Source organism: Neobacillus bataviensis (assembly GCF_019969725.1).
In genome coordinates this window covers 14,943-30,653 of the sequence record NZ_JAHXYW010000013.1, presented here as the reverse complement: position 1 = coordinate 30,653, position 15,711 = coordinate 14,943, and the positions used below count along the sequence as shown (strand labels likewise).

14 protein-coding genes are annotated in these 15,711 nt (G+C 38.8%); 2 read left to right on the top strand and 12 right to left on the bottom strand.

The window, feature by feature from the left end:
* Window positions 1-66: 66 nt before the first annotated feature.
* The 6 genes from LC455_RS24860 to LC455_RS24835 form a co-directional block, all read right to left on the bottom strand.
* Window positions 67-1,134 (bottom strand): alpha/beta fold hydrolase, encoded by a 1,068-nt coding sequence (locus tag LC455_RS24860; protein ID WP_223595033.1) that lies wholly within the window; start codon window positions 1,132-1,134, stop codon window positions 67-69.
* Window positions 1,135-1,155: 21 nt separating this feature from the next.
* Entirely contained in the window at window positions 1,156-1,725 is a 570-nt protein-coding gene (locus LC455_RS24855) for a polyhydroxyalkanoate biosynthesis repressor PhaR (RefSeq protein WP_223595032.1), read from the bottom strand.
* Between the two features lie 19 nt (window positions 1,726-1,744).
* Complete coding sequence (locus LC455_RS24850; protein WP_223595031.1) at window positions 1,745-2,371, bottom strand: hypothetical protein; 627 nt, start codon at window positions 2,369-2,371, stop codon at window positions 1,745-1,747.
* Complete coding sequence (locus LC455_RS24845) at window positions 2,355-2,834, bottom strand: hypothetical protein (protein ID WP_223595029.1); 480 nt, start codon at window positions 2,832-2,834, stop codon at window positions 2,355-2,357. Before LC455_RS24845 ends, LC455_RS24850 begins: the two co-directional genes overlap by 17 nt.
* Window positions 2,835-2,953: 119 nt before the next feature.
* Window positions 2,954-3,733: an SDR family oxidoreductase gene (locus LC455_RS24840; protein ID WP_223595027.1), complete on the bottom strand. Its 780-nt coding sequence runs from the start codon at window positions 3,731-3,733 to the stop codon at window positions 2,954-2,956.
* A gap of 20 nt (window positions 3,734-3,753) precedes the next feature.
* On the bottom strand, window positions 3,754-5,388 hold the full coding sequence (locus tag LC455_RS24835; RefSeq protein WP_223595025.1) for a long-chain-fatty-acid--CoA ligase: 1,635 nt from the start codon (window positions 5,386-5,388) through the stop codon (window positions 3,754-3,756).
* A gap of 504 nt (window positions 5,389-5,892) precedes the next feature.
* On the opposite strand from LC455_RS24835, the gene LC455_RS24830 reads away from it, so the two are divergent.
* Entirely contained in the window at window positions 5,893-6,699 is an 807-nt protein-coding gene (locus tag LC455_RS24830; RefSeq protein WP_223595023.1) for an alpha/beta fold hydrolase, read from the top strand.
* Window positions 6,700-6,770: 71 nt separating this feature from the next.
* Here the strand turns inward: LC455_RS24830 and trpB are convergent, their stop codons facing one another.
* From trpB to LC455_RS24800, 6 genes are all read right to left on the bottom strand, one after another.
* Window positions 6,771-7,937, bottom strand: a complete 1,167-nt coding sequence (trpB, locus tag LC455_RS24825) for a tryptophan synthase subunit beta (RefSeq protein WP_223595021.1) — start codon at window positions 7,935-7,937, stop codon at window positions 6,771-6,773.
* A 134-nt stretch (window positions 7,938-8,071) separates the two neighbouring features.
* Window positions 8,072-8,434 (bottom strand): cytochrome c551, encoded by a 363-nt coding sequence (gene cccB, locus LC455_RS24820; RefSeq protein WP_223595020.1) that lies wholly within the window; start codon window positions 8,432-8,434, stop codon window positions 8,072-8,074.
* 565 nt (window positions 8,435-8,999) lie between these two features.
* Entirely contained in the window at window positions 9,000-13,124 is a 4,125-nt protein-coding gene (locus LC455_RS24815) for an NACHT domain-containing protein (protein WP_223595019.1), read from the bottom strand.
* A 719-nt stretch (window positions 13,125-13,843) separates the two neighbouring features.
* Entirely contained in the window at window positions 13,844-14,404 is a 561-nt protein-coding gene (locus LC455_RS24810; protein ID WP_223595018.1) for a hypothetical protein, read from the bottom strand.
* Window positions 14,405-14,406: 2 nt separating this feature from the next.
* Entirely contained in the window at window positions 14,407-14,808 is a 402-nt protein-coding gene (locus tag LC455_RS24805; protein WP_223595017.1) for a hypothetical protein, read from the bottom strand.
* Window positions 14,809-14,897: 89 nt separating this feature from the next.
* Window positions 14,898-15,134 carry a hypothetical protein gene (locus LC455_RS24800; RefSeq protein WP_223595016.1) on the bottom strand — a complete coding sequence of 79 codons (237 nt, stop codon included), beginning with the start codon at window positions 15,132-15,134 and terminating at the stop codon, window positions 14,898-14,900.
* Window positions 15,135-15,277: 143 nt separating this feature from the next.
* On the opposite strand from LC455_RS24800, the gene LC455_RS24795 reads away from it, so the two are divergent.
* Window positions 15,278-15,478: a helix-turn-helix transcriptional regulator gene (locus LC455_RS24795; RefSeq protein WP_223595015.1), complete on the top strand. Its 201-nt coding sequence runs from the start codon at window positions 15,278-15,280 to the stop codon at window positions 15,476-15,478.
* Window positions 15,479-15,711 lie beyond the last annotated feature (233 nt).

Here is a 15,711-nt window from a genome sequence, read left to right as displayed (position 1 = left end):
TTCCTCCTCCGAATTGCTCATACTAATTATATATTTACTTGTACTTAAATTTATTACAGAATAATTTTAAATTGGATTAGAACGGCTGGAAGCCCATTTATCGACAATGCCGGCAAACATTCCAGACAGCGCCATACCAACATGGCCAGATTCTACCACGATATAGGTTTTATCATCACTTGAGACTAAATCCATTATCGGCTTGCTCTGATCTTCCAAAATTAAATGATCTCTGGAGCCTGAAACGACGAAAAGATTTGCCTTAATATTCTTTAGATCCGCTTTTTTGTTGCCGATCATAAATTCTCCTTTTACCAGCTTATTCTCTTTGAAAAAGTCATTCGCCAATTGGCGGTATGCTTCCCCTGCAAATGGAACCTGGTCAATTGTCCACTTATTCATTCTGCGCCACTTATCCACATAACGCTTATCGTGTGCCCTGCTTAAAAGCAAGGTATAGTTTGTAAAATAAATTGGTGCTCCAATGGCTCTAAACATGCCTTCAACTAATTGAGGTGGCATATTTCCATAAACATCAATAAAATGGTCAATATTCATATCACCATTTCTCATACCTTCAGCCCATTTATCCGGTCCCACGAATGGGCCGAAATCGATTGGCACCGTTGCTACAATCAAGTTTTTAATTGGTTCATCTGCAACTGCAGCATAGAGTGAAGCTATAGTTCCGCCTAAACAGTAACCGACAAGGGTAATTTCTTCCGCATCGGAATGACGAATGGCCCTTTTTACTGCCGTTCTTAAATATTTATCAATGTAGGTGTCTAAACCAATTTTCTTATCTTCATAGCCTGGTGTACCCCAGTCTAATAAATACACTTCATAGCCCATGTTGGTAAGACCCTCGATCACGCTGGCCTTTGGGGCAATATCTAAAATGTACGGTTTATTAAAAAGTGAATACACCAAAAATAATGGAACCTCATACTTTTTCTCTTTGGCAGGATAATGCCATAATACCGACTTATTCTTTCTCCAAACTTCATTTCTTGGAGTAAGCCCTATTTTTGGCTCTGGTTCACTTAAAATCTTAAAAACCTGAGACCATCGCTCCATTTCCTTCTCGTAATTCAAATCTGGGATTGCGTTCTTTAAAGGTGATTCTGTTGCCACTATCTTCCCTCCATTCCGCTATTATTTGGTCGCCCCAGCACCAGCAAGCTCACGCTCAGCGCTTTTGTCTTTTTCAATCAAACCTTTTAGTGTTTCAAATTCTTCTTTAAAATCATTTAACTTTAAGAGCTCAAATTTCATTTCCTGCAGCTCGGCATGTAAATCCTTAGAATCTGAAAGCTCTTTTTTTGTTTTCACTAGCTCTGTTTTAAGCTGTTTTGTTAGTTTAATAATTTCCTTAGATACTTCTACAACACTCTCAATATCCTTGCTTTGAGACTTTACAGAATCCTGCAGATCCCATATTTGTTCCTCAAGAGCTTCAATTTTTTCCTCTGTCTGAATCGTCAAGGCTGCCACGTTCGTCACATCATTTTTTGTGGGCAAATTTAAAACACTAGCAAGTGCTTCTTGATTTTTTTTAAATTGATCAAGATAACGGGAATGAATCTCTGTTCCTACATTGGACATTTTGACAAATTCTTTATTATTCGTCCAAAGATAGATGAAATCATTGATCTGCTTTTCCCATAATTGGCTAAACTTATGAAGAGATTCATATGGATCAAATGTTTTTTTGCCTGTCATCATTTCCACCCCTGCATTATTATCATTTTTTTGTAAGTTCAGTAACGCCTTTCATATATTGTTGAAATGGGAACATCGCCGATTTAACTTGTTTTGCAAAAAGATTTGCAAATATTCTTTGATTTTCATAGACAACATTCGTTGTTTTCTTTATGCTGTCAACATATTTTTCTCGGCCTTTTTTTCTAAAAGAAATATATTGTTCCAGCGTTTCTAAGTACTTTTCAATTGCTTGGCCATTCGTTAACGAACGGAATGGAGTTAAAAGCAGGGAAGTGGTTTTGGTTTGAATATCATCCACCACTTGATTGATTTCTTCATACGATTTAATTGGAAAAAATTGCTGGATGGACGTTGTCGTTACAAGTAACTCCTCCCGTGCTCCTTTTTCCCATTCCTTAAGCTCTTTGTTAAATTGCTCTGTAATTGCTTTAATATTTTCCTGATTGCTTCTAATTCTTTCAACAAAGCTTTTAGCTGCTTCCAGGAATAGATCATCCCGCTTGTTAAATCTTTCAGCCCAAGAATCTAATTCATCAAATCCAAGCCTCCACAACATGTCTAAGCTTGATAGTTGTTCTTCAGGACGAAATTCTGTTTCTTGACTTTCAACAACTGCTTCCAGCTCTTTTTCATTTTTCTTTGCCATCAATATTCTCCTCCATCTCAAAATCTGCAGTAAAAAGCTGTTTTAATTCCAACAGCTCTTCCTCTAGTTTTTTTATTTTATAATCTTGGATTGCCTTTACTTCTTTTTCTAAAATAGCCAATAATTCTTCAAGTGATTTCTGGACTTTTTTAACTTTAAAACGGTTCTCCTTCAGACTTTTTGCTGTCATATAGACTGTCTCATCCAGAAAATCCAGCTTTCCCTCACAATCTACCATTCTTACAGAAAGTTCAGCTATTTCATCTTTATTCGCCAGATCTAAGCGGTTCAACCACTTAGTTGTTAACCTTCTGTGAATCTTTAATCGGGAAAGATGCGCATCCATTCCGCTGCCAAAGGCATGGGTAAAGGAACGGCAATTGGTACGGGCATGGATGCTTTTATTGAGCTCTTCTTCAAATTTTTTATAAAAAGTCATTCTATCTTGGTGTTCGGAATTCATTAAATTCCCTCTTAACTAACCGGTCGGTATGTTTATCTTATCATAGTAAATTCAGGCCTTTAAGTCAATTTACAATTTGTTAAAAATTCAAAAATATTTTTTACTTTATTTAACATTGCTTAGAGAATTCCTGCTGACGATCCGCCATCAACAGCTAGAACATGGCCCATTACATAATCTGAAGCACTGGAAGCTAGGAAAAGTGCTGGCCCTTTCATATCTTCATCGGAGCCAAAACGTCCAGCTGGTGTACGCTCAAGAATTTTCTCTCCTGAATAGCCCAAAATAGCTTTTGTCATTTTGGTAGGGAAAAAACCAGGTGCAATCGCATTTACATGTACATTATAAGGCGCTAATTTAACGGCAAGTTCTTGCGTTAATGTGATAACAGCACCCTTACTGACGGAATAACCAATCGCATCCATTACTAATGGATTCTGACCGCCCATTCCGGCAATGGAGGCTATATTAATAATCTTACCGGAGCGCTGTTCTTTCATCACTTTACCTGCTGCCTGGGAAAATAAGAAGACTGCTTTAAGGTTAATGTCCATTACTTTATCCCATTTATCGGCCGGCATTTCTAAGGCTGGTGCTCCCCAGCTTGTCCCGCTATTATTGACTAAAATATCAATTCGGCCAAATTCCCTTAATGTTTCGTCAACAACATGCTGGATGTCGTCTGGATTGGAAACATCACACTTAAATGCAAGTGAACGAACTCCTTTTTCTTTCAAAGCATCGCTTAATTCCTGACATGCGTTGATATCTCTAGAGCAAATTACAACATTAGCTCCAGCCTCGGCATATATTTCTGCGATTTGTTGACCTAATCCCCTGCCGCCGCCAGTAACAATTGCCGTTTTTCCTTTTAGACTAAATAAATCTATCAAACTCATCTTTACCCCTCCATTTTTTATTAGGCCTTTATTTTTATTTCTTCTTGATCTCTTAAAACCCTTCTTAATAATTTTCCGACTGATGATTTTGGCAGTTCAGGAAGAATTTCTACTTCCTTCGGCGCCTTATATGGTGCAAGGTTTTCCTTGCCAAACTGTTTTATTTCCTCTTCAGAAATCGAATACCCCGCTTTTACCTTGACAAATGCTTTCACTGTTTCACCGCGGTATGGGTCCGGAACCCCAATTACCAGTGCTTCTTCAATTGCTTCTAACTGATAAAGCACTTCTTCAATTTCACAAGGATAGACATTGTAGCCGCTTGCAATAATCATGTCTTTCTTACGGTCTACAATATAAAAGTATCCATCCTCATCCATTTTGGCGATATCGCCTGTAAACAGCCATCCATCTCTTAATGTTGCTGCTGTCTCCTCTGGACGGTTCCAGTACCCTTTCATTACTTGTGGACCTTGAATAATTAGCTCCCCTGCTTCGCCAACAGGTACATCAACAAACCCATCATTTGTTTCAGTGACAATTCTTGCGATTGTGCTTTGGACAGGAATACCAATGCTGCCAAATTTCCTTGGTACGAACGGAGGGTTAAAAATGACAGTTGGAGCTGCCTCTGAAAGACCATATCCATCAAGTAACCTAATACCAGTCCTCTTTTCAAACAATTTCGCTTGTTCAACGGGAAGTGGACCGCCGCCGCTTCCAATGTAATAAAGTTGATCAAACCCGCAATCTTCAAGTCCCTCTTGACTATTTAAAGCAAAAAACATAGTAGGAACACCAGACATTTGGAATGGTTTTTCCCGGTTAACAATCTCCATTACTTCTTTGGGATCAAATCTTGGTAATATAATCTGATTGGCGCCTTCCCTAATTCCGCAAAGGGCAACACTTGAGAGACCATATACATGGAACATAGGCAAAACAGTTATCATCTTAAAATCTTCTGGTTTGTTTTCACAAGTTTTATAAGCAAAATCACAAACTTGATTGAAGTTTGCTAAAAGATTATTATGGGTAAGCATAACACCTTTGGAAAGTCCTGTAGTTCCACCTGTATATTGCAAAACAGCTACATCTTCAAGGCGGTCAATTTCCACATCAGGTAAATTCAATTCTCCATTAAGGAATTCATCAAAATAATGATCCCCATCAGCAAGGTCAAAACGTTCTCCTCCAAAGCTTACAACGAGAATCTTTTTCAATGATGTCGCCGATTGTACCTTTTTTACTTTTTGATAGAGAGCATCCAGAACAACCATATATTCAGAGTCTGAATCCTGTAAAACATGCTCAATTTCTCTTTCAACGTACATTGGGTTAACTTGGACAGCAATTCCACCTAAACGAAAGGCCGCAAATAAGGTGAAAATGTAATGAGGGGAATTAGGAAGCATTATGGCCAAACGGTCACCTTTTGTAAATCCCGCTCTATGTAATGATGAAGCCAATTGATCTGTAATTACTTTTGTCGTGTTAAATGACCAAACATTCCCAAAAAATGTGAAAGCAGGTTTGTCTTTATAACGGTCTACTGCACCTTGTAAAAAATCATAAAGGGAATTGTGCTCAATCTGAACATGTTCATCAATTCTCGAATCATAAACTTTCAACCACGGCTTTTGCTGATAAACCATAAAACATGATGCCTCCTCATGATATTGTCATATCAACATTCTTATTTAAAATTGCTGTCCTTCTTTGATGTTATGAATTTACCATATAAATATTTAGAATATTAATATAATTATAATTATTGTAGAAAAATATAGATTTGTAAACCTATCATTCTCGACATTTTTCAGCAATTATTCTGAGGCTCCATGAGATTCGGATAGAAAACACTTGATAATACTCCTTAAAATAAGTACTTTATAGGTTTGCATTTAAAAAAATGTAGCGCAAATTGTCGAAAAATTTTTCTTTCGGCAGTTAGAAACCCTAATGATTAATGGGTATTTTATCCAAATATTATCTCATCCTCCTCCCTGAATAGCCCGCACCTGCCAAAAACAATATTCTCATATAATTTTCTCCATACTTTAATAAGCGTAATAGGTCTTTTTGAAGGCTTTAGGTTCTTGCAATCTAATCGAAATCATATAATCTATTATTATCTAGAAGAAAGGGAGTTGCCCTATATGCCTATAACAAATGCAAATGGAATTGATCTTTATTATGAAGTGCATGGTGAAGGTGAACCATTACTATTAATTATGGGATTGTCTCTTAACTCAAAGTCCTGGTTCAGAACCTTACCGGCTTTAAGTGAGCATTACAAGGTTATTATTTTCGACAATCGTGGTGTCGGTCACAGCGGAAAACCGAATACCCCTTATTCCATCGAGCTCATGGCAGAGGATACAAAAGCCGTTTTAGATGCTGCGGGGGTTGAATCCGCCCATGTTTATGGTATTTCGATGGGCGGAATGATTGCTCAACGATTTGCCATTAAATATCCACAAAAAGTCCGCTCTCTTATCCTTGGCTGTACAACCTCTGGAGGTATCAATCATGTACAACCTAGTGCGGATGTCTCGATGCTAATGTTATCAAGAGCTTCTTCAACAGCCACTCCTGAGGAAATGGCCTGGGCAACGACTCCGATTCTCTATAGTCAATCCTTTATCGATAATCAGCGGGAACTCATTGCCGAGGACATCCAACGAAGAATCGAACTTCCTATTCTTCCATATGCATACATGCTTCAGCTGCAAGCCTGCCTAGCTCATGATACCTACAATGAAATTGATCGAATTAAAGCACCTGCGCTCGTCATCCACGGGGATGAGGATAGGTTAGTTCCTTATGAAAATGGTGTAACCTTAGCAGAGAAAATTCCAAATGCAGAATTTCTAACCATCAACGGTGCGGGACACATTTATGTCACGGAAGCAAATGATTTAGTAAATAAAAGAGTTTTAGAATTTCTTAATAAACAAAGGTAATAACAAAACGCCCGGTCAGAAATTGATCGGGCATTTTTTATCATTAATGTTATCACTCTTGTCATCAGGATTTATTTTTGCAGCATATGAAAAACTTGTTCTACGTCCTTATCACCGCGGCCTGATAGGTTCACGATGATTACATCATCGTTTGATAATTCTTTTGCTAACTTAATAGCATAGGCAACCGCATGAGAACTCTCCAGGGCTGGGATTATTCCTTCCGTTTTACTTAATAGTTGAAAAGCTTCCAACGCTTCCTCACCAGTTACCGTTACATACTCCGCTCTGCCACTTGTTTTCAAAAAGCTGTGCTCCGGACCAACACCTGGATAATCCAAGCCTGCCGCGATTGAGTACGTTGGTTTTGGTTCCCCATTTTCATCTAACAGCGTCAAACACTTGAATCCATGGATAACAGCCGGAACTCCTTCTGTTAAAGTTGGCGCCTCGGCAGGTTCTACGCCAATTAGGCGGACATTCTTTTCCTCTATATAATGGGCAAAAGCTCCAATCGCATTGCTTCCGCCACCTGCACAGGCAATAACCGCAGTCGGGAGGTTTCCTTCCTTTTCAAGCACCTGTCGCTTAGATTCCTCACTAATAATCGCTTGAAAGTGTTTGACCATTGTTGGATACGGATGTGGTCCAACTGCCGAACCTAGTAAATAAAAAGTATTTTGATAGTTTTGCACCAAATCGCCCAGCGCCTCATCTACAGCGTCCTTTAAACGCCCTTGTCCCTTAGCCACAGGTACCACTTTCGCGCCTAACAACTCCATCCGAAAGACATTTAACGCTTGGCGTTCTGTATCTAGCTTGCCCATGTAAATCACACATTCCATACCAAACATTGCACATGCTGTGGCTGTTGCTACACCATGCTGTCCTGCTCCTGTTTCAGCAATGATTCGCTTTGCTCCCATTCGCTTCGCTAATAATATTTGACCAATGGCATTATTAATTTTATGTGCGCCGGTATGATTTAAATCTTCCCTTTTTAAATAAATTCTAGCTCCGCCCAGCTGATTCGTTAAATTTTCAGCTAGAGTTAACGGATTTTCCCTCCCAATATATTCTTTTAAATAGTATTTGAACTCTTCTTGGAACTCAGGATCGTCCTTGTACTTTAAAAATTGTTCTTCTAATACATTCATTACCTGCTGAAGATCCTCAGGTATAAAACTTCCGCCAAATTCTCCAAAATAACCTTTACTATCGACACTTACTTTCTCCATACTCCACTCGTCTCCTTCAAAAACTATTATTTTGGTTCATTTAAATTATAAAATCTCTTGACTGAATATTCAAACACTTGTAATAAAAATAAAACCAGATTGGTTCTCAAAACCATTCTGGTTTTCCTATACATTTATTTTTTCTCTGAAAGCCAAGTAGCAACTGCATCAGCGTCATCACCTTTAAGGAGTCCCGCTGGCATACCGCCTTCTTTACCGTGTTCGATAATATCTAGTATTTCAGCCTTTGAATATTTCGAGCCAATCTTATCTAGATCTGGTGCACTGCCACTTTTTAAATCCGCTCCATGACAGGCAGCACAGGATTGCTGAAAGGTAGCATCAGCATTAGCAGTATTAGTGGCTGGCGCTTTTTCCTCGGTTTTTTCAGTGGTAGTTTTATCATTATCCGCAGTATCCTTATCATTGCCGCCGCCACAGGCTGCAAGAAAACCAAGAAAAACAATACAAATCACACCATTTATGAGTTTCTTCATAATCTCACCTCCATCATTTATAGATTTTGTTATCTTATTCTGTAATATTCATACCATTAGTTGTTATACTTTTAATTCGCAAAAAAAATCCTAACATCATTTTGATGTTAGGATTTATGATGACCTGTGAGGGGTTCGAACCCCCGACCTCAACCCTGTCAAGGTTGTAATGATAATCCGATTAAAACAGATTTAGTTTGAAATCGTTGATATAAAAGGCTTTTATTTTTCAATAATATGATTTAAACAGATGTAATTGGTGGCACAATGATTGGTTTTGCCACCAATATGCCACCAGTTACCACAAGTTTTCAACTATTACGCAGTCCGTTAGATTACCTCTACGTCATGAGCGTCGCCGTGCACCTCCCCTCATTTTAGGTAATCCATAAGCGGTGCTAGAAAGCTAATGCCATCAACCAATTTTGCCATTATTCTTAAGTTTTTCACCCCTGTAAAGGTCTGTATTCATGGTAATCAGCCAATCTTATCAAATTTTCGAGGAATGGGCAGTGCTCACGGTAGATTAGGGTCCGTTTGTTTTAATTAATCTGATGCTTAACATCTACAGATGGTTATCCATAATAAATAATTTAATGGTTGTATCTTGAGAAGAAAGAGAGTCAGCTTGTGCTTCGAGCTGTTGAGATACATTCGCTTTGTTTAACCTTGCTACCTTTGCTTTTTTTCCATCACTGTCCTTCCATCGAGTGCTTGAAAACCAACCAACTAAAAAAATTCCGTGATGAAAACCAGTTCCTGTTAAATATCGTTGAAATAACTGCGTCTCCATTGCCTGCATAAGTTCGTCATTCCAATTACCTTTTACTTCAATTACGACAGTAATCTCTTTATATTCACCAAGAAAATCCCCATCACTTATTGCTTGTACATGAATATCAGTACGTTCGCCTGGGGCATCTCCTACACGGTCACGAATGACAACTTCCCGATTTGCAATGATTCCCCTCCCCCTAAAACGTTCTCTAAGACGCCGTATTACCCAATCAGAAAATGGATTCTCCAATATCGGCATAAATTGATTACGAGAGACTTCGTCCCATAATTCAACAACTGCAGGAGTTTCCCCATGTAGCTCCTTCTGCAAGTCGTTTAATACTTCCAAGATAACCTCAATTAAGTGGTCTCCATTTTGTACGAGTCGTGAAGCAGGAACATAAACGGTTCGCAATAATATTCCTGGAGATATCGGCTGCCATTGAACCTCAAGTGTATGCAGTTCTGCTTCAGCTAGTTGTCGCTTAATCCATCGGTACTCTGGTAACTGATAAGTTATACGTTTAACCTCAGTATAACCTTGGGTTGTACCCGATAACACTAGGCCTCTTATAAGGGTATCTCTAAAAGATGCTACTTGGTCACGAGCGGTCAGTGTGTATACACCATCGTGGTCCATATCTTCTTCATATGGGAATTGATTTTGGAGCCAAAGATACAAATCAGCTCGTTCATTCTCCTCCAAACTGGGGATTTCGAAGTCTGGATAATAAGACGCCGCAAATTGTAGAAATACTTGTTGTCCAATGTTCGTATCGTTAAGGCATTCATTAAAAACAAAATTCCACCCTTCTTTATTGAAAACCATAAGCTCACTGGCCGTTGAAATAGCATTTAATATAGAATCCGGGTCTTCTGGAATTCTTTTGGAAATAATTAACTTAGCAATTGGGATCGATAAGTCTGGAGACTGTTTTAACAAGTATCTCAACAATTGTCCAACACACGGCGGTTTAAGTTCTCGCTGCTTTAGCATGTGTAATAGTGCCGATGTGATATCGTCATTCCATATTCCATCGAATTTCTCCAAACAGAACAAATGCCCACTTCTACTATTTTCCATATTTATCAGACGTTTTATAAAAGTAATTACAATGCTAGGCGAATACCGATACATAACTTTTAACATACATTCTAAATCTTCCACTTTCTCAGCAAAACTTGTCCAAGCAACAACGACAGGGACCCACTTTTCCAAAACTTGTGGCTCTTGTACTTCAAACCATTGTGGGTGGAACTTTAATACAATTTGCAAGGTTATATATCCAGTGAGTGCTTTGTAAGGAAAGCTGCCTGTGTCGAACCATACTTCCGTATCAGGATCAGCGTGAATTAAATAATGTTGCGAAGTTTTCACGATACGATTACGTGTGTCTATATCCACAACAGCCCATCCCGTCATTTGAGTCAAATCCGTTTCATATCTTTGAATGTAGATTCGGTCCTCGTCTGCGGTAGTCGCTATATAATTGTGTAGTCGACACAACGCATCAAGGTCACCAGAGTAGTAATCGTTTAGGAAGATATGCATATCTTCCAGCGTATGGTTGAAAACAGGTATCCCAGTCTTTTTTGTTGGTTCCATGGCTTCACTCAAAGAACGCATTTCTACTTCTCTTTCGGAGCCCAATACAACAGCCTCAAAATAATCTTTAAATTTTTCGGTAACCTCTGGATAGCGACATGTTGCATAATATAGCATGTCAATTTGAACACGAGTCCACCGGAATTCGTACTGGATAAGAGTCGCCCACTTAGCTTTCTCCTCTGGCTTCATTGCTGAGGCAAGTGCCTCTATGAGCCAACTAAAATCTTGTTCCAAAAGTAAACCAGTACGTTGGATATAAAATATTTCTCTTTCCAATTCATCCGATTGTATTATCATTTCAGTAATTAGAAGATGCATCTTTAACCCATCTGGGTCTTCACTTCGTAAGAAATCAACTGAGTTATGATTGAGAACCTGCTGCCATACTAAAGTTACGAAGGCTTCTCGGATTTCAGGTTCTTCGAAATGTTCCCATGCTCGTAATATAATGCTATGTACCAACTCTTGGTATCGTTGTATTCCTTCTGCTATCGTAAGATGTGTACACCACTGAAGTGCAACTAAAAGATCTGAGACAGGGATTCTGTCTGCGAGAATATAATCTATAAAATATCTATACGCCCCCAATAATGATTGTTGTCGAGGCGGCGTTAGTCGTGAGAAGACTTCCTCAATAGAAATAATGGATGGATATAATGCTTGAAACCCTACACCCTTTAACTCATCCATTGGGTCTTTATCAGCATGAAGTTCTGTTAAACCCAAAAGCCGGGCTTTACACTCCGTATCAGCACAGTCTTTAACTGCATACGCTGCTGTAACCCGGACTAACTCGTTCTCTCTATCGTCAAGTGCGATATCTGCAAATTCAGACTGAAGATTAGTGAGTCTGCAGGCTCGCGCAATCCGCAATGCCGCGAGGCGAGCTTCCGTATCACGCGTTATATCAATGATATAAGGTCTAAGTTGCTCAGCGAGACATGGATGCACTAATTTTGAAAAATAAGCATTAAATTCAGAGTTTGGGTTAACAACCCTATCTTCCTCATATTCCCGTATGAGAGCATCAACAAGTTGCTTAGTTTCTTCATCTGTAAAATTCACCGTGTCAGAACGAACTAGGATTTGTGGATCCCTAGCAAGTATCTCTTTACGGACATCGCCACGCATCATTGCCAACAAGGATACTACCTGTCGTAATTGCGGCGTTATACGTGCTCTTCTGCTTTTAGGATGAACAATAAGCGAAAGGATTTTGGAAAGTGGAAGAGCCTTAATAAATCGAGCTGCAAGAAATTCTAGATAGGTTTGGTGTGTGAAACCAATCCGGTCAATTCCTCTTGATGAAAAGAGCCCCGTCGTTAAAACTTCCCGAATATCCAACTCATCAATGATAAAATCACCGGGTACATTTTCGTCATTCCCATATGAGATTTCTTGTACAGATAAATCCCGATTATCTTTATCACTAGCATGTTTACCTATCCAAATCGCGTCTCTACCACTAAAAGCCATTAGTGCTGCAATTCGACTCGCGATTTCTATCCGATCTCGCACATTCAAACGTGAAGCCTGACCAACTGTAGAACGAGTCACTACTTCACACAATCTCTCGCAAGCAGTCGAATAGAGTTCCATTTGCGAACCAGAAATGACTTGATGGATCCGAAACATGTCTAGTAGCATTTCGAGTGTAATAGGTTTAATTGCAAGCGATTGAACCCCTCTATTGGAGATTGCCTCTATGAAACTATCAACATTAAGTCCAAACTTAGTTGCAGCCAGTTTCACATCCTGTTTGCGTAGAGGAGCCAGTTCAAGGACTTTTAGGTTTTCACCCCATAACTGACGAAATTCATTCTCATACCCATTTGTCCATTCAGCGGTCCTACAGGCAATTCGAACTTTTAAACGGTCCAAAGGAAGGTCACGAAATTCCGATACTAATAAGCTGACGAGACCTCCAATTCGGTGCAAACATTCATCCAAACTGTCAATGAACAGATGGAGAGTTGCATTACTATTCTTCCAAGCAATAAACTCTGGAGCTTCGAATAACTTTCGATACAGTATTGCATCACTACTACAGATATTTAAGTTAAACTGCATAACCGACTCCCGATGTTCATTTGCAAATTGATTAAATGCAATTGACTTCCCTGAACCAGGTTCCCCGAGCACAATCACGCACGGTTGAGACGAAACTTGAGAATAAGTCACGACATTCGGATTAAAATGAGGACCCCACTCCGACTCGGGATCATACAAGTATCCATGGTCACTTAAATTTATTAGACCGTCTCTTGGGGATAAAAATCGTTTCCATTCAAACGTTTCGGTCATATCATAGCCCCCTTTATAAATAATATTATTGTGTGTACGTCAAAGACATAGCTGGCCACCCTTAGCAACAATTAAGCCCTAGGTTATACCATTTCTTCTACATACACTATCCCTACAACATTATCAAGATTTCCTTTTGGAATTGACGGTACTCCTAAATACTACCTATTATAATGCATGGATTTCAGTATAAAAACCCTTACTACTTCTTAGCTTCAGTCTTTTTTCATCAACACCCCAATTCCATGGGCAGCTATTCCGGCACATCGAATACCTCTTCTACTTTACTAGAGGCGGCGTGAAGACGGGCAACCACTCTAATTGCGTAGAAGGGTATTGATGAAGAAAACAGGATTTACTGGTCTCACAAAATGCGTGAAGAAAGGCCGAGAACCCACAATATCATATAACTCCTTGGTAATAAGGCATTTTTTTGCTCACTTTACCAGTAAATAAGCGTCTTCCGTTTGGAAAGACGCTACCTTTTTCACATAATATTCATTAATATTTTAACGGAAATCTACATGCCGCTTACATTTTGTACACTGGTAAAGATTAGGTTCCACTTCACGATGCTTCTTTAATTTTCGGCATGTTTGACAGGAGAGGGTGACATAGCGGACAGAAACTTGATGAAAGCAGTTTGAACTAATAAATACGTCCATGGTAATAGTGATAGACTTTATTTTAAGAGCCATTCATAACGTATTTGTATCAGCTTAATCAATATATTCCAAAATTTCTTTGATAACGTTCTTACGGCGCCCCTTTGTGTATTCAAGCAGAAAATCGAGGTAGACTATTTCAATGAGTTTTTCTACCGTAAGCTCGTGATTAGGAACAAAATTGGCCAGGTCTTGCAAAAGTACTTCTGCTCTAAACACGTCATCCCTGTATACTTTTGTAATCACTGTCGTTTTACTTTTAGAAGGCAATAATGGCTGATCATTGACGAGCGGCAATTGTTGCTTTCGGACATTTAGACGAGTATAAATTGATCCAACAATACTGTCGTTTTTACGCACTTCATCAAGGAAATCAAAAAAAACGTGTTCTACTAACTCTCCTTGTGTATACTCTTTATCCTTTTCCCTTAATTGAAGGACATCATCGCATAACGTTTCTGCTCGAAGATAGAGTTCATTAGGAACTGAAATCCTAAAGGTTAGCCGCTTATCTATTATTAAGTGATTGAAAATACGATTCATGAATCCTTTTTCTTCTAAGTTACGCAAGGCACTATTCAATAGACCATACTGGCTATATTTGACCTCGTTCATAATCAACCTCCGATTAATAATTCATTGTGTAAAATACGGTGAGCCGCCTGTCTAATGCTACGTAAGCCCCAACCCACTTTTAATTCTATAATTTTTTCATATACTTCTTTCCTCACCTTAGTGGATACGTATATTCCATCATCTCGGTACGACACAGCTTTTGAATAATTGATATATGATCGCTCTGCCGCTTGCTTAAATATCGCTTCCAAGTAAGAATGGATTTCTCCACGGTGTCCACTATTTAAGCTCATACGTGCGATATGGAGTTTTTCATCGCTGGTAACAGGCACCTTTATCTGTATTTTTTTATCGCTCCGTTGTTTACGCTCTGCCTTTTTATTGTGATCGTCAATGGTAATTAGTTTAGTCTTGTCAAACATCGGTGTGAGTGTACTCAACATCCTCTCCCCTTCTTTTAAAACGATAGAGATATTTCAAAAGCTTAATGACAAAATTCCAAAGTTCCATAATTCCGTTAAAGCGTGATGTACTACTCTGAGATAAGGGATAAGCTCGTACCTCTTGTAATAACTAGCTCTGGCATGTTATTACCGTCCTGTGTAGATTTGGCTTCCGCCTTTATAACCTTCCGCTGCCGCATATCCTTTTCGATAAGCCGCTTTACGTAGCCGCTAAAATTAACATTCTCGATTCGTTCTAAATACCGCCTATCCACCTCGTTGGTAACGTTAAACGATACCGATTTAATAACTTTGTTTTTGCTCAAGTTAACATCCTCCCTTCTGATTGATTAATACATGGTATGAGCGGTAATTCTATAATATGAACTTAAATTCACCAAAAACATGAACTTAAATTTCCTATATGAAACCAACAGGAAAAATAGAATAATTAAATAAGGTGATGCACATGTTACGGAGCCGTATTGAGGAACTGATAAAAGAGAGTGGATATAAAAAAGCCTTTATCGCTGATAAATTAGGAATTACATATAAGCAGTTACGTAATTACGAAACTGGGCGCAGCTTAATACCGTTCGATAAGGCGTATGAACTGGCGGACTTGCTCAGTGTTGGAATCGATGAACTGTATGAACGGAAAGAGGAATAAATTATACGGTATTGCCATCCAGGACACGTATAATTTGGAAATGCTGTCGCAAAAGCTGGCTTAAGAGTAAGTGAATCGTCTTTTTATTGGAGTATTACCTTCAAAGTTACAAGCGGTATGACCGGTATGACCCTAAAAAATCAGGATTAATTTTTCACAGTGAGCTATGATACTAAAAAACGTTAATATTGATTAGAAGACCAACAAAAAAATCGCTAGTGCTGGGAACACTA

Bases quoted from the DNA above. Each gene is read 5' to 3' on its own strand.
- LC455_RS24855 (WP_223595032.1), bottom strand. From the start codon at position 1,725: ATGATGACAGGCAAAAAAACATTTGATCCATATGAATCTCTTCATAAG.
- LC455_RS24850 (WP_223595031.1), bottom strand. From the start codon at position 2,371: ATGGCAAAGAAAAATGAAAAAGAGCTGGAAGCAGTTGTTGAAAGTCAA.
- LC455_RS24845 (WP_223595029.1), bottom strand. From the start codon at position 2,834: ATGAATTCCGAACACCAAGATAGAATGACTTTTTATAAAAAATTTGAA.
- LC455_RS24840 (WP_223595027.1), bottom strand. From the start codon at position 3,733: ATGAGTTTGATAGATTTATTTAGTCTAAAAGGAAAAACGGCAATTGTT.
- LC455_RS24835 (WP_223595025.1), bottom strand. From the start codon at position 5,388: ATGGTTTATCAGCAAAAGCCGTGGTTGAAAGTTTATGATTCGAGAATT.
- LC455_RS24830 (WP_223595023.1), top strand. From the start codon at position 5,893: ATGCCTATAACAAATGCAAATGGAATTGATCTTTATTATGAAGTGCAT.
- trpB (WP_223595021.1), bottom strand. From the start codon at position 7,937: ATGGAGAAAGTAAGTGTCGATAGTAAAGGTTATTTTGGAGAATTTGGC.
- cccB (WP_223595020.1), bottom strand. From the start codon at position 8,434: ATGAAGAAACTCATAAATGGTGTGATTTGTATTGTTTTTCTTGGTTTT.
- LC455_RS24815 (WP_223595019.1), bottom strand. From the start codon at position 13,124: ATGACCGAAACGTTTGAATGGAAACGATTTTTATCCCCAAGAGACGGT.
- LC455_RS24810 (WP_223595018.1), bottom strand. From the start codon at position 14,404: ATGAACGAGGTCAAATATAGCCAGTATGGTCTATTGAATAGTGCCTTG.
- LC455_RS24805 (WP_223595017.1), bottom strand. From the start codon at position 14,808: ATGTTGAGTACACTCACACCGATGTTTGACAAGACTAAACTAATTACC.
- LC455_RS24795 (WP_223595015.1), top strand. From the start codon at position 15,278: ATGTTACGGAGCCGTATTGAGGAACTGATAAAAGAGAGTGGATATAAA.